The 18,868-nt window shown below is 46.1% G+C and carries 16 protein-coding genes; 8 read left to right on the plus strand and 8 right to left on the minus strand.

All coding sequences use genetic code 11. The features are described from left to right. Nucleotides 1-215: 215 nt before the first annotated feature. A complete protein-coding gene (locus J0L70_RS27990) occupies nt 216-428 on the plus strand; it encodes a hypothetical protein (protein ID WP_287456711.1) in 213 nt (70 codons plus the stop codon). Next, nucleotides 429-689: a type II toxin-antitoxin system RelE family toxin gene (locus J0L70_RS27995; protein WP_287456712.1), complete on the plus strand. Its 261-nt coding sequence runs from the start codon at nt 429-431 to the stop codon at nt 687-689. 14 nt (nt 690-703) lie between these two features. On the opposite strand, the gene ffh is transcribed toward J0L70_RS27995, so the two are convergent. Beyond that, nucleotides 704-2,191 (minus strand): signal recognition particle protein, encoded by a 1,488-nt coding sequence (ffh, locus tag J0L70_RS28000; protein WP_287456713.1) that lies wholly within the window; start codon nt 2,189-2,191, stop codon nt 704-706. Nucleotides 2,192-2,307: 116 nt separating this feature from the next. Between ffh and J0L70_RS28005 the strand changes: the two genes are divergently transcribed. From J0L70_RS28005 to J0L70_RS28020, 4 genes are all read left to right on the plus strand, one after another. Further along, a complete protein-coding gene (locus tag J0L70_RS28005) occupies nt 2,308-3,507 on the plus strand; it encodes a DUF2252 domain-containing protein (RefSeq protein ID WP_287456714.1) in 1,200 nt (399 codons plus the stop codon). A gap of 42 nt (nt 3,508-3,549) precedes the next feature. Beyond that, nucleotides 3,550-5,775: a transglutaminase TgpA family protein gene (locus tag J0L70_RS28010; RefSeq protein WP_287456715.1), complete on the plus strand. Its 2,226-nt coding sequence runs from the start codon at nt 3,550-3,552 to the stop codon at nt 5,773-5,775. An 86-nt stretch (nt 5,776-5,861) separates the two neighbouring features. Continuing rightward, nucleotides 5,862-7,589 (plus strand): SUMF1/EgtB/PvdO family nonheme iron enzyme, encoded by a 1,728-nt coding sequence (locus tag J0L70_RS28015; protein ID WP_287456716.1) that lies wholly within the window; start codon nt 5,862-5,864, stop codon nt 7,587-7,589. A gap of 161 nt (nt 7,590-7,750) precedes the next feature. Next, nucleotides 7,751-8,443 carry a Coq4 family protein gene (locus tag J0L70_RS28020; protein WP_287456717.1) on the plus strand — a complete coding sequence of 231 codons (693 nt, stop codon included), beginning with the start codon at nt 7,751-7,753 and terminating at the stop codon, nt 8,441-8,443. 235 nt (nt 8,444-8,678) lie between these two features. Here J0L70_RS28020 and J0L70_RS28025 read toward each other — a convergent pair whose 3' ends face one another. From J0L70_RS28025 to J0L70_RS28055, 7 genes are all read right to left on the minus strand, one after another. Beyond that, nucleotides 8,679-9,644, minus strand: coding sequence for a methylenetetrahydrofolate reductase (locus tag J0L70_RS28025; protein ID WP_287456718.1), 966 nt, complete (start codon nt 9,642-9,644; stop codon nt 8,679-8,681). A gap of 633 nt (nt 9,645-10,277) precedes the next feature. Beyond that, complete coding sequence (trpS, locus tag J0L70_RS28030; protein WP_017288459.1) at nt 10,278-11,288, minus strand: tryptophan--tRNA ligase; 1,011 nt, start codon at nt 11,286-11,288, stop codon at nt 10,278-10,280. A gap of 92 nt (nt 11,289-11,380) precedes the next feature. Further along, nucleotides 11,381-12,340 carry an aldo/keto reductase family protein gene (locus tag J0L70_RS28035; protein WP_190647808.1) on the minus strand — a complete coding sequence of 320 codons (960 nt, stop codon included), beginning with the start codon at nt 12,338-12,340 and terminating at the stop codon, nt 11,381-11,383. Between the two features lie 68 nt (nt 12,341-12,408). Beyond that, nucleotides 12,409-12,828, minus strand: a complete 420-nt coding sequence (locus J0L70_RS28040; protein ID WP_287456719.1) for a PIN domain-containing protein — start codon at nt 12,826-12,828, stop codon at nt 12,409-12,411. Next, complete coding sequence (locus J0L70_RS28045) at nt 12,829-13,128, minus strand: helix-turn-helix domain-containing protein (RefSeq protein ID WP_287456721.1); 300 nt, start codon at nt 13,126-13,128, stop codon at nt 12,829-12,831. 61 nt (nt 13,129-13,189) lie between these two features. Further along, complete coding sequence (locus tag J0L70_RS28050; RefSeq protein ID WP_287456723.1) at nt 13,190-15,502, minus strand: toll/interleukin-1 receptor domain-containing protein; 2,313 nt, start codon at nt 15,500-15,502, stop codon at nt 13,190-13,192. A gap of 12 nt (nt 15,503-15,514) precedes the next feature. Continuing rightward, nucleotides 15,515-16,945, minus strand: coding sequence for a TIR domain-containing protein (locus J0L70_RS28055; RefSeq protein WP_287456724.1), 1,431 nt, complete (start codon nt 16,943-16,945; stop codon nt 15,515-15,517). 127 nt (nt 16,946-17,072) lie between these two features. On the opposite strand from J0L70_RS28055, the gene J0L70_RS28060 reads away from it, so the two are divergent. Together J0L70_RS28060 and J0L70_RS28065 are read left to right on the plus strand one after the other, a co-directional pair. After that, nucleotides 17,073-17,957 carry an alpha/beta fold hydrolase gene (locus J0L70_RS28060; protein WP_287456725.1) on the plus strand — a complete coding sequence of 295 codons (885 nt, stop codon included), beginning with the start codon at nt 17,073-17,075 and terminating at the stop codon, nt 17,955-17,957. Nucleotides 17,958-18,036: 79 nt separating this feature from the next. After that, the gene (locus tag J0L70_RS28065) at nt 18,037-18,804 is read left to right on the plus strand and encodes a hypothetical protein (protein ID WP_287456726.1); all 768 of its coding nucleotides are present in this window, start codon (nt 18,037-18,039) and stop codon (nt 18,802-18,804) included. Nucleotides 18,805-18,868 lie beyond the last annotated feature (64 nt).

The following is an 18,868-nucleotide window of genomic DNA, read 5'->3' on the forward strand; positions in this document are numbered from 1 at the left end:
GCGCTCAACTTACTTGGACAAGATAAAACGACGAAGGCAGGCATTGCGGCGAAACGGAAAAAGGCGGGATGGGATGATGGTTATCTTCTCAAAATCCTGTCTCAATAATTTTCATGCGTTTGCCCTATTTGAAAAGTTTCCCGCTCTGCAAAAGAGTCACGGTCGATCTCAATCTTGAATGCTAAGCTGTCATCAAGCAAAGAGTCAAAACAGCAATGGTCAGCAAAGATTCTATTCTTGAAAATCTAGAACAACTTCCGCAGAATCGATGGCTAGAAGTCTTAGATTTTATTCAATTTCTACAACAGAAAGAAGCGGCTCTAGAGGCGCTTGAGGATGCGGAAGACATTGCAGATGCAGAAGCCGCGCTTGCGGAAGAGGGTTTCATTTCCCTCGCAGAAGTCAAACGAGAATTGGGGTTGAAATAGATGCCTTACGAAGTTGGCTTTAAGCCAGCCGCTTTGCGACAACTTCGTAAGTTAGATGAGGATATTCAACTTGCGATCACCGAAAAAGTAGAGACTTTAGCTGAAAATCCCCGCCCTGAAGGTTGCAAAAAGCTGAAAGGCGAAAAAGATCTCTACAGAATTCGGGTATTAAAAAACTATCGAGTTGTTTATCAGATTCAAGATCAACAACTCGTAGTCACTGTCATCAAAGTGGGGCATCGCCGTAGTATTTACCGATAGCGATCTTCTCGGCTTTACAAATTGCCGAAGCCTTTTTTCTTCTTATCTTTGCCGCCTTTTTTCTTCTTCCCGCCTCCGCCTTGATAGCCTCTAAATCCAGGCTGGGGTGGACGCATTCCACCACCCGTTCCGCCAAATGGATTTCCACCCCCAAATGGATTGGGCATTCCACCCATCGGACCCATTCCAGGAAAACCCATCTGACCTGAACCCATTTGTTGCATCAGCGATCGCATTCTTTGGAAATTTGTCACCAATTCGCTGACTTCCTTGTCAGAATGTCCGGAACCCTTGGCAATCCGTTTCCGACGACTGGGAGAGTTGGCAAGCAGATCGGGATTTTTGCGTTCCTCGGTCGTCATGGAGCCGATCATCGCTTCGGCTTTTTTCAGTTGTTCTTCACCTTTGGCAAGCTGTTCTTCGTTCACCATCTTGCCCATGCCAGGAATCAGCTTCATGACACCGCCGAGCGATCCCATGTTTTTCAGCAGGCGTGTTTGCTTGAGGAAGTCAGAGAAATCGAATTTTGCAGATAGAATCTTCTCCTGCATTTTTTCGGCTTCTGCCATGTCCACTTCTTCCCGCGCTTTCTCAACGAGGGTCAGGACATCGCCCATGCCCAAAATCCGTGAAGCCATCCGGTCAGGATAAAACGGCTGTAATGCGTCAACTTTCTCACCGATCCCGATGAATTTGATCGGCTGTCCAGAAATTCGCCGTACCGAGAGTGCCGCACCACCACGGGTATCGCCATCCATTTTGGTGAGGATTGCACCCGTTACACCGATTTGCTCATGGAAGGTGCGAGTCAGGTTAGCGGCTTCTTGACCCGTCATCGCATCGACGACCAGCAGGGTTTCATGCGGCTGGATCGTATCTTTGATCCGCTTCAATTCGCCCATCATGGATTCGTCAATCTGCAAACGTCCGGCAGTATCAACGATCACGACATCAAAGCCATCGGCTCTCGCTTTTTCAACCCCTTGACGTGCGATTTCTACGGGGTCGGCATCTTTCCCCATTTCAAAGACGGGGATATTAATTTGCTTACCGAGTGCGATTAATTGGTCGATCGCAGCAGGTCGGTAAACGTCGGTTGCGACTAACAATGCTTTTTTATCTTCTTTTCTTAAATGCAGCGCCAGTTTTGCAGTTGCAGTTGTTTTACCTGTCCCTTGCAAACCCGCCATGAGTACGATCGTGGGAGCGGTTTCTGCTTCAGCGAGGGGCACATTGGCATCGCCCATCACTTTGACCAGTTCGTTATAGACGATTTCGATAAACTGCTGGTCGGGACGAACGCCTGCAATGACTTCTGCACCGAGTGCATTCTGTTCAACTTCTGCGACAAAATCTTTGACGACTTGCAGATTCACATCTGCTTCAAGGAGCGCGCGCCGAACTTCCCGCAGCGCGTCTTTGACATTCGATTCAGAGATTTTGTCTTGACCGCGAACTTTTTTCCAGGCTTGTTCTAAGCGATCGGCAAGAGCGTCAAACATAGGAGAAATTGATCAGAAGATATCCTTCTCAGAGTAGCGTGTTTCCAGCACAATCGCGAAGTCGAGAAACCCGTCCGAATCCGTTAAATTAGATTGTCCTGTTTTTATTTCTCCAAATGTCAAATCAAACTGTTGTCGATCGCATTGATGCGTTCAATCAGGGGCGCGATCCTGAACTGCTGAAACTTAAGTATCGGACGATGGCGAAAAATGCGTTTTCGTTTTTGCGAGGAACTTGTCATCTGTTTTATCAGGATTTACCTGTTGAAGGCATTTTTGCCTCTGCACCGCCCGTTTGGAGTTGTGGCGATCTGCATTTACAGAATTTTGGCAGTTTTAAGGGAGACGATCGCTTAGTTTATTTTGATGTCAATGATTTTGATGAAGCGCTCTTAGCACCTTGTACTTGGGATGTTGTGCGGTTTTTAACGAGTGTGATTGTTGGTGCTCATACTTTGAATATCGATGATGAAACGGCGATCGCACTTTGCCGTTGCTTCCTCGAAACTTATATCAAAGAACTCTTGACCGGAAAAGATCGAACTGTTCATGGTGAAGTGTCAACCGGGTTAGTTCGGGAATTGTTACTAGGATTGAAAACGCGGAAACGCAAAGACTTTCTAGATGAACGAACGGAACTGAAATCAAAAGTGCGATCGCTCAAACTCATTGAAGGCAAAACGAAACCCGCGACAGAATCCGAGCGCGAAAGGGTAATAGAAGCGATCGCAGAAAGCACTCAAACATATCCAGAACCAGAGTTTTACACAATTCTCGATGTGATGCATCGAATTGCAGGAACCGGAAGTTTGGGACTCGAACGCTATGTGATCTTAGTCGAAGGCAATGGCTCACCGAATCAGAACTATCTATTAGATCTCAAGCTATCTCGATCGTCTTCCTTGCAAGCCTATACTCCATGCCCACAGCCTGATTGGAACAGTGAAGCAGATCGCATTGTTGCCATTCAAAATCGATTTCAAGAATCTCCGCCAGCCTTGTTACATGGATTAACCATTGCAGAAAAATCTTACGTCTTACGCGAACTTCAACCGACTGCCGATCGCGTTGACCTCGATAAAAGCAATGGCAAAATAAAGCGATTGAAAAAAGTGATCAAAACCATGGCGGAAGTCACAGCTTGGGGACAAATGCGCAGTACAGGGCGACAAAAATCAGCGATCGCAGATGATCTCATCGCATTCGCTGAAACTGCTTCGGTCTGGCACGATTCTGTACTTGACTATGCTCGATCGTATGCCGTACAAGTTGAGCGAGACTACGCAGAATTCAAAGCACAGGTCACTGAAGGCTAATCAAGGGGTACTCTGGGGGTTGGAAATTCACTCTTTTCTCCCATGAAAAACTGGTGGCAACAGTTCAAACCCCGAATTCAAGTCATTCCAGAAATTCAGCCTGAAGACTCGATTTTGTTTCGAGTACTCGCCCAATCGCTCGTCACGATTGGAATTTTGGCAATTGACTTAGCCGCAGAAACTCACATTGGACTGTGGGCAATTCCGCTGAGTGCAATTGGGGCGAGTTGGAGTTGGTACTGTCGTCGCAAAAAGAATACTGGATTTAAATTCTTACTGGCGATCGCGATGATGGTCGCATTACTCACGTTTTTTAGTAAGCTACCGACGGCTTGGCAGACGGGCGATACTCGGCTCGTTTTAGCAGAATTTCTCATTCAAGTGCAGGTTTTGCATACATTCGATTTGCCGCGCCGCAAGGATTTGGGGTACTCGATGATGATTGGGCTTGTGTTGCTCTCGCTCGCAAGTACTTTAAGTCAAACGATGCTCTTTGGTGGCTTGCTGGTTGCCTTTTTAGCGATCGCGCTTCCGACGTTGATGTTGGACTATAGTTCACGGTTGGGCGTGAGTGATGTCAAAGTCGATCGCAGTCGATTGCAGAAAATTACCTTTGGTAAGCTGCCAATGATTTTCGCGATCGTCGTTGCTTTGGGGTTAGTATTTTTTCTGCTGATGCCACGGTTTCCTGGCTATCAACTGAGAATGTTTCCTGTAAGTGCGCCCATAACGGTTCAGGAAAGATTTGATAATCGAGAGATTAGAACTCCAGGTGCAGGTCGGAGTGCCTTAGAATCACAAGTCCGAGGCGGAGGAAGTTCAGCGCAACGGGGAGAAGTGCGCGATCGCAGTGATGAGCTTTATCCAGGCTTTGGAAACAGCATTAGTCAAAATCGCCGCAAACCTTTGAAGCCACGGGTGATCATGCGGGTGAGATCGCAGATTGAGGGATTTTGGCGGGTGATGGCATTCGATCGCTACACCGGACAAGGGTGGGACATGTCTCGCAATGCTCAAACGAGAACGATTAAGCGGACACCTTGGTCATATCGGTTCTTTCTTTCGCCTCCGGTGACGATGAGCGAGACAAAAGAAGTGATTCAGACGTTCACGATTTTGTCTGATCTGCCGAATTTAATTCCGGCGCTTTCGGCTCCTCGGGAATTGTATTTTCCAACTGATGAGATTGCGATTGATACTGAGTTTGGTCTGCGATCGCCTGTTGAATTGCATTCTGGCATGACTTACAGCGTGGTTTCAGATGTGCCTTATCGCAATCGCACTCTGCTACGGTTGAATTCGCTCAAAGCAAAGTATCCAGAAAATAGCCCCTATTTGCAACTTCCAACTCGGCTGAAGCAGCGATTAGCAGAGGAAACAGAGCGAATTTTAGCAACGTCTGAGAAACCGATTGATTCAGATTATGAGAAGGCTCTCTATCTGGGTCAATATCTGAAACAGCGCTATCGGATTCAAGATTTTCAGGAGTTGAAACCGGGCGAAGATGTGGTTGAGGCATTTCTACGCAATCAAGGCGGCGATCGCGATCATTTCTCAACGGCATTAACGCTAATGTTGCGATCGATTGGAGTTCCGGCTCGATTAGTCGCGGGCTTTGCACCTGGAGAATTCAATCCGTTTACGGGGCTGTATATTGTTCGCAATACGGATGCTTATGCGATTACAGAGATTCAAGTGCCGCGATCGGGTTGGTTTACGATCGATCCGATTCCTGGACATGAGTTAATTCCGCCTTCGGTAGAGGAGTATCAGCCGTTTAGCTTGGTGCAACGGTTTTGGAGTTGGGTGGCAGGATGGTTGCCTTCTCCGGTTACGGCTTGGTTTGCTGAGATTTTCAAAATTGTCAGAACTACGCTCTCTGGGTTCTTCGGTTTGCTGAATCAGGGCTTATCAGGTTTCTTTCAGGCTTCGATTATTTTGTTTAGTCTTGGATTCTTGGGTTGGCTGAGTGTGCAGGGCTGGCAAAGATGGCGACAGTACCAGCGCATGCAGCGCTTGCGACCGATGGAGCGGCTTTATCAGAATATGCTGAACCAGTTAGCAAAGCAGGGCTTTCAGAAACATTCTGCTGAGACTCCATTGGAGTATGCGCGACAGGCAAAGCGAACTCAACAACCGGATCGGGCTGCTGTGATTGAAGAAATTTCTCAGGCTTATGTGAGTTGGCGCTATGGTCGAGTGGTGCCAGATTTGCCGGAGTTGCAGCGGAAGTTGAAGGAGGTGATGAAACGGCGATCGCGGCGTTAGTAAATAATTGTGCTGAACGACTCGCTTCTCTCGTAATAAAACGCACCCTACAATAAGTAAAGCCCTCTCACCGACGAATTTTCTCAATGGTACGTGCTGTTAATGTTTTCGTTTCTTATTCGCATGAGGATGAGCCGCTTAGGGCAGAACTGGGGAAGCATTTGAGTTCGTTGCGGCGGAGTCGTGCGATCGCGGAATGGCACGATCGTAAAATTGATGCGGGGGCGGAGTGGGCGAAGGAAATCGATCGGAATCTCAAATCTGCTGATGTGATTTTGTTGCTGATTAGTCCGGCGTTTATTCATTCTGACTATTGCTCTAGTGTGGAGTTGACGCAGGCGATGGAGCAGCATGAGGCGGGGACGGCTTGTGTGATTCCGATTATTTTGCGCGCTTGTGATTGGGAAAATGAGCCGTTTGCGAAGTTGCAGGCGTATCCGAAGAATGCGAAGCCTGTGACGAGTTCGGAAAATCGAGATGAGGCGTTTCTGGATATTGTGCGTGGGGTGCGGGGTGCGGTTCAGCGAATTGCAGAACGGTTGTCAGAGAGTTCGACTTCAGAAGAGGTGGGTCGAGAGACGGACGCGATCGTGCAAGAGATTGTCGAGTCGGGACAGGGAGAGGATCAGTATCGAGAAGAGGTTTTGTTTGTTCTGAGTCAGGATGGGGGAGAGATTTCGTCTGAGAGTCGGATTGTGCTGGAGATTTCGCGCAAGAGTTTTCAGCTTTCTGAGGAGCGAGCAAAAGCGCTTGAAGCTGAAGTGATTCGTCCGTTTCAGGAGTTTCGAGAAGCAGCGATCGCACTGATCAAGCCTCAAGGATCAGTCACACCGAGAATTCAATCACTTCTCGATCGAGCGCAACAGAGATTAAATCTGAGCGATGCAGATGCGGCGGCAATCATTGAAAATGTTCTGGCTTCGATCTCAGAACCTGTGATTGTTGTTCCTCCGAAGCCATCGCTGCCAACTTTTAGCTTTGAAGTGATTACGGTCAACGATCGAGGACAGGAAATCGATCGTCATCAAAGTCAAGCGAGTTACCGTCGAGAACAACTCGCGAAAGGTGTCTTTCTCGATATGGTTGCGATTCCAGGTGGAACCTTTTGGATGGGCGCGGCAGAGGGAGAGTTAAAAGCAGAAAATAGCGAGAAACCTCGGCATCAAGTTACAATCGAGCCTTTTTTCATGGGTAAGTACGCAGTGACTCAGGCGCAATGGAAAGTGATCGCTCAATTACCCAAAATCAATCGAGATCTCAACCCAGATCCGTCCCAGTTCAAGGGCAATAATCGACCCGTTGGGCGAATTCTTTGGGATGACGCGATCGAGTTTTGCGATCGATTAACTCGGAAAACGGGGGAGCTATACCGATTACCAAGCGAAGCTGAATGGGAATATGCGTGTCGAGCTGGAACGACGACCCTGTTTCATTTTGGAGAGACGATCACGCCTGACTTGGTAAACTATAACGGCAGTTCCACCTATGCGAAGGCAGCGAAAGGGAAGTATCGTAAAACCACAATCGAGGTAGGAAGTTTTCCTCCGAATGCATTTGGGCTGTATGACATGCACGGGAATGTGAGGGAATGGTGTGCTGATCCGTGGCATGACAGCTATACAAATGCGCCTGCAGATGGTCGTGTTTGGGAAGTGGAAAGCGATCGAGAGAACAACCTCAGAGTGCTGCGTGGCGGCTCCTGGGTCAATAATCCATGGATTTGTCGCTCTGCCTCTCGCTACGATATTGCTGCGGGGACGTGCTCCGACCTCATCGGTTTTCGTGTTGTCTGTCTTGCGCCTAGGACTTCTTAATCTCTACTCTTTGATTCTTTTGCTTTTTCACCTAATGTAATACCAGAAGTCTTCGCACTTTGAGGGAAAGCGATCTTCTTATGGTTAAGCTCATGGGCTTCTTGCTCAGTTCCTAAAGTGTGGGACACTCTTTATGCAGTTAGCTAATTCTTACTTCTAAAATGCAACGATTCCAACACGTTAAGCAGCAATGGCAGACGGTAAAGTTAGGGTATCGCTTCATGCAAATTGTGAAGGCTCCCTATGGAGATTTTGCAGAAATTGGACGACTTGCTCAAGAAATTCATGATCCAAAGAGTTTACAAAAAGTAGTTGAGTTTCTCTCTCAGACTTCTCAAGGGCAGCAGGCACTTCAGGAGCGCCCCCGATTGGGCAGTGTTGATCTGCAAAAACTCCATCAGTTACCAGCACATACGCTGGGCTACATCTATGCTGATCATATGTTGAAGAATAGTTTCTCGCCTCCTAATTCTCAGCAGATTGCTGATAACCCTTACACTTTTTTGGGCGCACACTTAGGCGAAACTCATGATATCTGGCACATTGTTACTGGATTTGACACAAACAAAGCAGGAGAAATCGCGCTCCAAGCATTCTATATCGCCCAAATTTATCCCTCGCAATTCTGGATCGTGATGCTGTGCAAGAATTTGCTCAAGACCGCATTAGAAGATCTGGATTTATGTAGTCAACATATGGATGCGCTTGTCACTGGATGGCTGTTAGGTAAGCAAGCTCGTCCTTTGTTTGGAATAGATTGGAAAACGTTATGGGAACTCCCTTTAACGACTATTCAATCTGAACTTAACCTACAGAATAAGCAGTTTGATAGATTAGCGAGTCTCTCAGGATAATCAGAATTATTGCTCTAGCAATCTATGTAGTTGGCTTGAATAGTATCGACGTTTGAATAGATACGATAAGTTTCTGTCCGAAACTCGGAAGCGGTTATTTACGCCGCTTCCGTATGCCTCTGTTACGGTCGGTATAATCTCTCACTTCTGAGGCATCCTCTTAGCAATCAGTAAATAGGTTACACCCACTGCAAAATGGTATTTTCGTGGGCAAGATGCCCACTCCACAAAGAATCTAGCTGAGAGTTGCTGCTGAGAGTAGTTCAGTCTGCTTTGCAATAGTCGGAATTCCTGCCAGATCTAGAATTTCTGGAATTAAGTCTTCGCGCTTCACTGCCATCATATGCACACCCTGACAGGCCTCTTTTGCAAGTTTGACTTGCTCAGCCGCAATTACCATTCCTTCGCGTAAAGGATCAGAAGCTTTTTCTAAGCGATCGATAATATGGTCTGGAATATTCACACCCGGCACAGCTCGATTAATAAACCGCGCATTTTTTGCTGACTTCAGTAAGAAAATTCCAGCTAACACAGGCTTATTGCACCCTGCGGCGATCTCGTTCATAAATTTATCCAATCGCTCAAAATCAGTAATCAACTGACTCTGGAAAAACTGTGCCCCTGCTTGTATTTTCCGCTCAAATCGTCTCTGTAACCCTGACCAACTCGCACATTGTGGATCAACTGCTGCACCAACAAACAGATCCGTCTCTCCATCCGTCAATTCTTTATCGTTCCAATCACTGCCGCCATTGAGCTTACTAATCATCTGCAACAAGCGCACTGATTCAAGCTCAAACACCGCCTTCGACTCAGGATGATCCCCTGCTTTTAACGGATCACCTGTTAAGGCTAAAACGTTACGAATTCCCAAAGCATGAGCACCCAGGAGATCCGCTTGTAGCCCGATCGCATTTCTATCTCGACAAGCAACTTGATAAACAGGCTCAATCCCTTGCTGCAAAAGCAATGCTGCCGAAACGAGCGAAGACATCCGCATCACAGCCCGGCTGCCATCTGTAATATTGACCGCATGTACTCTTCCCTTAAGCACTTGTGCCATCTGCACCATATGAGTTGGATCAGTGCCTTTGGGAGGCGCAACTTCAGCAGTGACAAGAAATTCGCCATTTCGAGCGGCTGTACGGAACGCAGAAAGCGGGGCGTGACCGAGGGGCTGTGAGATTTGAGGATAGGTCATGAGCAACGATCGTTAAAAGTGCAACTTCTTGACTAGCGTATCGGGGAACGTTGAGAGGTTTGAAGTTTTTTCGCGAAACTTTTACAGAATCGGCAAGAAAATCGAGCGTAATTAAATCTTTACACAATACTTACACTAAAAAGGATTGCATCTGTTTTGTATAAAAAGTACCGAGACCGATCCGAAATCCTTCGTACTGCGACGATCTAACGCAAATGGTAAAAGCCGTATTTTCACTAAATAATCTTCGGCTTGCCCCTTCTATTTACTCAGTTTATACTGGCAGCCTGGAAAAAACATGAGTTTATCCCCAGTATAAAATGTAATATTTTGCATAATTTCTACTCAGGTCATCTACTGAAGCCTATCTGCAAATCGAGATGCCTTGGCAGGTCAAAGCCAAGCGAAGTCTCTGAAAGACTGAGTGAAAAGTTTGATTCGAGAAATCAGTCAAATTTTTGCGGACTTTAGGATTGATGAAACAAGTCTCAAACAATCTCGCCTCATGTTTTCATCGCAGTCCTAAATTTGGTTGTGAAATGGGGGAAGGGGGCAATTTTCTTCACTTCCCCATTCCCCCAACTTGCAAGATCTGATAAATCAAACAGCAGTGTGATGTGCAGTTGCAGTTCTTTAACTAGGAAGCGTATACCCCATTGCTTTTTTCACTTTGTTCAAAGTTTGGTTCGCGACTTCAGAAGCTTTCTCTCTTCCCGATCGTAGAACAGACTCTAAGTAGCTTTGATCGGCTCGAATTGCGTGATATTTTTCTTGAATCGGTTGAAGCGCCGCGATCGCGGTTTCCGTCAACAGGGGTTTAAATTGTCCCCAACCCATGTCTTTGCACTCTGCTGCGACTTCATCCTTGGGTTTGCCAGAGAGCAACATATACAGCGTGAGTAAGTTGTTGCATTCTGGACGCTCTGGATTGCCGAATTCTAGACCTCGAACTGGGTCAGTTTTGCAGCGTTTGATTTTGTTTTGAATCACATCCGGCGGATCGAGCAGATTCAGGCGGCTCAGTTCGGACGGGTCAGATTTTGACATTTTCTTGGTGCCATCGGTCAGACTCATCACCCGCGCGCCATCGGCTCGGATCAGAGGATTGGGACGTTTGAGCACCGGAGCTTCAGGAGTCGCGAATTTGAAATTAAAGCGATCGACTAAATCGCGCGTTAATTCCAAATGCTGTTTTTGATCTTCGCCCACTGGGACTTTATCCGGCTCATACAGCAAGATGTCTGAAGCCATCAAAACCGGATAAGTCAATAAGCCTGTGCCGACATCTTGTCCTTGTTTGATGCGCTTTTCTTTGAACTGGATCATGTCTTCGAGCCAGTTGAGCGGAGTAATGCAGCTTAAGAGCCATGCGAATTCAGCATGAGCAGGGACATGAGATTGAACAAAAATGGTTGTGTGTTCTAAATCAAGTCCGCACGCAAGATAGAGTGCCGCAACTTCGTAAGTGTTTTCTGCCAGCGTTGTACGATCGTGCGGGACGGTAATAGCGTGCAAATCAGCAAGGAAAAAATAGTTGTCGTACTGGTTTTGCCCTTCGACCCAGTTACGAATGGCTCCCAAATAGTTGCCAAGATGAAGATTTCCGGTGGTTTGAACGCCAGAAAGAACACGCTGCTTAGTCATACAATTAGAATTAGTCGCCCGTCGTTACTCAATGAATTTAGCAAACTCTTGGCGACTAAATCCTGATTTTTTGGCTAATCTGCAATTCAGACTTACCGCGTCGCTGTCGCAGCTAGAGCAGGTTGCAAAATCCGATCGATTTCTTGTAATTCTGCTGCACTCAACGTCACATCAGAAGCCGCTGCATTATCTTCCACTTGCTCAGGACGACTCGCCCCAATAATTGCACCTGTTACTTGCTGATCTCGTAACACCCAAGCGAGAGCCAACTGTGCCATCGAGATATTGAGTTCTTCCGCGATCGCGCTCAAATCCTGCACCGCGCTCAAAATCTGATCGTTGAGAAAATCTCCCATAAATCCATTCATCTGGCTATTTGCTGCACGCGAATCTTGAGGTGGAGCTTCACCCGGCTTGTACTTTCCGGTCAATACTCCTTGAGCAAGCGGCGACCAAACAATCTGTCCAATTCCGTTGGCAGCACATAAAGGAAAGACTTCCGCTTCGGGCTTCCGCCATAGCATCGAGTACTGAGGCTGGCTCGAAACAAACTTCGCCACATTCGGAAGATTTAAAGCGGCTTGAATCTGAGATGGACTCCACTCGCTAAAGCCAATGTAGCGAGCTTTCCCCTGTTGAACGACTTCGGTTAAAGCCGTCATCGTTTCTTCTAAAGGAGTGTTCTCGTCATAGCGATGACATTGATAGAGATCGACGTAATCCGTTTTCAAGCGCTGAAGCGACGCATCAATTTGTTTGCGAATTTGAGCGGCAGACAATCCTTGATCCGTATCGGACATGGGAAAGTACACTTTAGTTGCTAGCACGTAGGAAGACCGATCGATCCCCTGTAAAACTTCTCCCAAAAACGATTCGGCTGATCCTCTACCATAGACATTCGCCGTATCGATAAAGTTAATCCCAACGTCAAAAGCTTTATGCACACAAGCTTCAGCATTTTGTCGCTCAACTCCGCCGCTATAAGTGAGCCAAGAACCTAGAATAATTTCTGAAACATTGAGATCGCTATCTCCTAACCTACGATATTTCATAATGATTTCCTTTTCATCAAACCGAACCATATTAGAAGGTATTTTGTTTTGCCTCCTCTATCGGATGGTTAGTCTACCCAATTTTCAATTCTTAAGCCTGGAAATTGGCGAAAATGCCGTATGTTGCGAGTCACTAATATGGCTCGATTTGCAAGCGTAATACTCGCAATGAGTAAATCAGCACGACCAATTTTTCTGAGATTACGGAGTGCAACAAGTTGCTCAAACTGTTCTGCTGCTGCCTGATTAAATGGAACAACTAGAATTTGTGACAGCAAAGCTTCAGTTTCGGAAAAAAGATTTTGAGCGCGGAGTAATTCTGTTCCTGTTGTTGCTTTGAGGATGTAATCGATCCTTCCGCGCAACATTTCAGCTTTTGTGACGATCGTGGTTCCAGTATCCGGATCACCCACAGTTCTAAATCGTTCTGCAACTTTAATATTGCCTGCATATAGGTGAGTCAGCGTATCGGTGTCCAATAGATACATTTAAGCGTCCGGGTTCTCATCAACTTCTGGACGACCTCGATCGCGATAAATCGAATCTCTCAGTTCAGCAAGAGTTTCATCATGAGCCAGCGCACCAATTTGCTGAAGGAGTGCGGTGTGACTGTTTGGTGTTCGGAGCCAGTCGTCGATCGCAGATTTGAGAAACCGCCATTCATTTTCAATATTTCGCCCTGGCAAACTGCCTTGCATTGCTTGGCGTTCAATCACTTCTGGAGAGAGACGTAGATAGTCGGCAGCTTCTTCAAGTGTCAGAACTTCAGTTGAGGCAGCAATAACCATAGAGTTTGTTCACATCAGCGATGATTGAATTTTAGCGCTTTGTGTTAAGTATGATCATCGTTCAATCTTCCCTCCTTCTCGATCTCGTCTGAAAAACAGAAACAGCCGCTCCAATGCCAGAAGCACCTGCTGCTATAGCAATGTTTATAAAATAACGCTGATCTGCCTCCCTAGAATACTGATACACCATAGTACTCACACCAATCGAAATAATCGCTGAACTTAGTCCTAAATATTGGCGAATTCGATTTTGTGTCCATTGTGTGTCCTCAGCTTTTCGACTTGCATGAATGTACTCTCGCTGTAGATAAGTAGGCTGTGGCATTGTATCTTCACAGGTCAGCCATGTCTCAGCCTCTTTCAAGCTAGCGCCTGTTAGTAAAAAGCTTGAATTACGCGATCGACTATCCCATTCGATCGCTCGTTCCAACAAGCGCGTATGGGTCCGAACGTAATCTAAATCTAAATCGATCGCCGCTATCAGATTTTTAAATGCCGAGTCAAAATCATCAGTATTTCGTAGAAAGAGCCAATTCAGTCGCATCAGCGCAGGATGCACATCAGTTGGATCAAAACCATCACGAACAATAACAGGAATAATCCGCTTGTTGTGTTCTACAGCATGAGAGAGTTCTTGAACACAGACTCTAGAAGCAAGTGAATCAGGGCTTAAGAGAAAAACAAAAGTATCAGAACTTGCGATGCCCCGCTCAATTTCCTGCCACCAATCGGCTGTGATTGGAATATCATTCCAGTCTATCCATGTGTTACGTCCTACTGTCTGTAAAGCATGATGGAGACGTTGAGTAATTTCTCTATCTCTACGTGAGTAGCAAAGATAAACTGTCCCTAAACTCCCATCAAACTGTCGAGCAATTTCTGCTTCTTGGTGACTCGGACGAGATTCGATTTGCTTGGCTTGCTCTCTTTGAACACTTTGCTGACTGATATCGATAAACTCCATCATGACTTCAAAATCTGGAGAATATCGTGTTGCCCAAGCTGCATTCACTTTCTCTCGAATTAACCACTTTGAAGCATTATCAAACTCTATACCCTTCAGTGGATAATCAATTTCCCCCTGGTTGTACTGTAAAGCTCGATCGACTAATCTCAAGTAAGTTCGAGCTGATTCTGCTTCTCGATCAACCCAAGCCCGCAATCGCTCCCAAACTCGAATCAAACTCTCATGGGAAATATCTAAAACAGAAGCTTCAGTCAAAGGTTCATTTTCAGGTGGCATGAGAAACGATCGACCTGTCGCACGAAATTCTTCAATCACAAATTTAACTGCTTCCAAAGACGCGTCTTCCTCACAAATTCCAGCAACAACCGCATAAGCCTCTTCTAAAGTAACTAAGCGTCGAATCCCTCGCCCATCTTGTCCCTTCTCAGTCAAGCAGCGAAACAGAATTTCAGCAAAGCGTTGTTGCTGGGTTGAAAGGGCTTGATAAATCTCATCTGCATGATTTGAAAGCGCTTTTGACATGCTTCCAATCGCTTCATAATGCTGAACATCGATCGACTCACCTCTCTCACGATGCTGTATCCAATAATCCCAAGTTCGCATCAGAGCATGTTGTAAAATCGGTAGCTGATCTGGATTATCCCCGACATCATTGAGCAATCTTCCGACTAATCGAGGTGAAATCTCGCCACTGCCAACTTTGATCGGGGACTCGATCGCCATTCTCAAATGATCGCGGGTCAGTCGCGGAATCAAATACTGACTATCATTCAAGGCATCTGGCAAATCTCGAAATTGGGCACAGTCACCTAAAAAGTCAGATCGCATTGTTAACACAATATAGATAGGTAATGCTTCCTGTCGAATTGCTTCTAGAAGCAATTTCACAAAAGCTGCTGCTTGATCGGCTGAATTCTCAATTAATGGATTGCGCTTAAAGCGGAATAGCTCCTCAAACTGATCGACTACAATCAGTAAATTTTCACCTTCTGACATTCGAGCTTGCTGCACTGCTTCAACCAGTCCTAGTGCTCCACGTCGCAATACTGTTTCAGTGATAATTGTTTGGATTGGAGCATCTTCGCTGTCTGAGCCAAAGACATCGACATGATTCAGCGCTTTAGCAAGTTCTGCGATCGGATTATTGCCCGGACGCATGATCGCAACGCGCCATTGTGAGCCTGCTTGTGCCATGTAACCGCTATATAGTGCAGGAAGCAATCCCGCCCGGACTAGCGAAGATTTACCACTGCCAGAAGTTCCGACAACCGCTAAGAAACGTCGATCGCGTAAACGTCGGAGTAAGTTATCAATCTGGTCTTCTCGACCGAAAAATAGGTGATTCTCGTCGGGTTGAAACGATCGTAAGCCAGGAAACGGATTGGTTAGAACTTGAGCTTCGAGCATAGTCACTGTCCCCTATCTTACTTTCGTAATAAAAGCATTGAAGCCATCGAAACTATCAATCACTTCAGCTTCACGAGTGCGTAATCTGCGCCGATTCGTCTCCGAACAAGATTCTGCAACAAAAACCGCTTTGTGGAGTAACGGTTGCGATCGTCCATAGCCGAGAACTTTTCGTAAATCATTCAGCTTCATTTGCAACCAGTTCCAGTTCGTCTTACTGCTGTAGTAAATTACTACAGCATCGCAACTTCTCAGTTGATCGCAGTGATACTCTCGAAGCTCTGTCTCGTCTCCATCTAACAGACTGGGAATAACTTCCAGTCCTTGCTCGTAGATGTAGTCTTCGATTTGAAGAGTGTGATCAGCATCCGCACGATCGTAGATCAAATAAACTCGCTTAAATTCGCTCTCTGATTGGGGTTGAGTTTGAGAATGAGGCGGTGGATTGAGCCGATCTTGAATGCGAGTTTTGAAATCTTCTAACCCTGTGCGGGAAAATTCTGGATCATTCTGCATCAACTCCAGAAATTCCAGTTGACGCGGTTCCTCAATTTGCAATTCACTGGGCATCCAACTCAGTGCAACGAATTGAGAGTTTGCTTGCTGATGCTGAACTGCTAATTCATACTGCAACTGAATCAACGACCGATCAGCCTCTTCAGGAATTGTGCCGTAAGATTTACCAATCAAATGAATCGACAATTTACACTGCTGTAAGCTCTCTTTCACTTGTTTCTCTAAGTCTGGATAATAGGACGGCAATGGCTGATCAGGGAGAACTTTATATCCTCGTTGCTTAAGCTCTCGACGGACATTATCCCATTCCTCTCTCAAGTCATAACTACTTTGAGCGAGATAAATGCTGATATTTTTGGTCGGCGGTGCTGGCAGCGGATCTGCTGAATCGATTAAGTCTTCTAAGAGCTGCTTAATATCTTGAGCGAGATCCAGTAACCGATTGAAATACAGGATCGCCGCCTTCTCACCGAAGATACGACTGAATGGATTCAGTTTCCCTTGGACATCGCGATCGAAAAACTCATACCCCAAGAAACCCTGAATTTCTTTCGGCTGTTGCTCTAAGTCGATCGGCATTTTGATGACTTTGAAAATTCGTCCTTTATTGCCTCTGCGAATCCCTCCATTCTGCTCAGCAGCTTCGCAAAACGCTTTCAGTTCTTTGAGACACCATTCAGACTGAACATAGCGCGGCGACACAACTGAGACTAAAAGTGCAACAGTTGGGAACTGCTCAACAATTTCGTCTGCAAAATAATCATTTCCTTGCAATTTTGGATCTCGCCAAATGCTTGGTCTTTTGCCCCAAAGCTGATGCAAAACTCGCTGAAGGTCGCGATCAAACTCTGTGACCCATTCTGAGCCACCTAATTCCATGTTATCGACATGGGCGTAGCTGATAAATATATGATTATCAAATCCCATTCAGAGGCTGCAACAAAATTTACTTAAATCCCCTGAATTCTACTGTATTTCTCTCAGCAGGAATAGAGTTGCTTAAAATAACGCCAAAATATGAAACGATTGAAAAGAATCAATTTCTGCATCGGCAATGTTTGAAAGCTTTTTACCGTCGGAAGTCTCCCAACTCACTGAAGAAACCTCGATCGCGCTAGCCCGCCAAATTCGGCGCGCTCCCATTCCAACTTCAATCAGCTTGGAACCGATTGAAACCGCATACGTGCATCAAGGCGAAGGCGGAATCCCAATTCTCTTACTCCACGGTTTTGATAGTTCAGTATTTGAATTTCGGCGATTGCTTCCTCGGCTTGCAAGCCATCATGACACTTGGATTGTTGATTTACTCGGATTTGGGTTTACCGATCGCCCAATCAATACGCCATTCAGCCCAGAAGCCATCAAAACGCATCTCTATGATTTTTGGAAGGAGAAGATTGCGCGTCCTGTAGTTTTAGTCGGTGCATCAATGGGAGGCGCTGCTGCGCTCGACTTTGCCCTAACTTATCCTGAAACAGTTGCACAACTGGTCTTACTCGATAGTGCAGGTTTTGCGGCTGGCCCTGCAATCGGTAAATTTCTGATTCCCCCGCTCGGCTATCTAGCAACTGAATTTCTCAGAAAACCGAATGTGCGGCGCAGTGTCAGTTTGAAAGCATATTGTGATGCGAGCTTTGTCACGGAAGATGCTGAACTCTGTGCTGCATTGCATCTTAAACTCTCTCGCTGGAATGAAGCTTTAATTGCTTTTACCAAGAGCGGCGGCTATAACTTTTTGAGCAATAAAATCTCTCAAATCGCTTGTCCTACCTTGATTCTCTGGGGTGACTCTGACCAAATTTTAGGCACAAAAGATGCAAAAAAATTTGAAAGCGCGATCGCGAACAGTCAGCTGATCTGGATCGAGCAATGTGGACATGTTCCCCACCTTGAAAAACCAGAAATTACTGCTCAACACATCCTTGATTTTGTGGCGTAATGAAAACTGGCATAAGTGATTCGCTCTTTCAAAGCTTGACCTCGCACAATCAAGCCACAAGCTTTGAAGGTATCGTGCGATGTCTGCATATTTAAGTTTTGCTTTCTCGATCGTGGCACTCGTTTTGCTTTGCTTCGGTGGATTACAATGGCTAAACATTCCAACGGGAAGCTTTCTAGATTGGGTCATTGGAGTTGCTATTTTTGGCTGGTTAGTGGTGATTGTCACGGTTCCTTGGAACATTCACTTTGCAGCAAGAGAAGCGATCGCAGAAGCAGAATTTTCAACGGATGCAAATATCTCAGTTGATCCTGCTCAAATCAACTATCTCAGACAGGTACAATCTCGCTCGCTCTGGGTTGTACTTGTGCTGCATGGGCTGTCTGCACTGGCTTTGTATGCACTCGCGATCGCGGAAATTACGCCGGTTGGCTATATCGGCTCAGGTGCAGCTTTACTCCTGACTGGATTACGTCCTGCAATTCAAACCTATCGCTACTTTGCTTTTCGGATTGCAACCCTACGCGAACAATTCAAATATCCCCGTGAAGATGTCCTAGAACTTCGCAACCGCCTGATTACGCTAGAAAGTACAGCTGAGCGGTTAGAAACTCAATTCGATGCCGAGAATCCTAGTTCTTGGGTGGCGACTCAACAGCGAGAAATGCTTGCACTGCGCCAAGATTTGACTCGCATCGCATCGCTTCAAGAAGAGTTGCGATCGACAAATCAAGCCGATCACGAACGACTCTCTCGTGAAGCTCGACAAGCGATCGCACAAATTACAGCGGACGGACAATTTTTAGAACATGTTCGAGAAATTATTCGCTTTTTTAAGTCTGCATAAGCAAGGCGATTTTAGTCAGGGCTTGCCGCTCCATTGCTATATTCCTCTAGTGATGAGGCAAATC

It is taken from the genome of Leptolyngbya sp. UWPOB_LEPTO1, assembly GCF_017302695.1.
GTDB lineage: Bacteria > Cyanobacteriota > Cyanobacteriia > Leptolyngbyales > Leptolyngbyaceae > Leptolyngbya > Leptolyngbya boryana.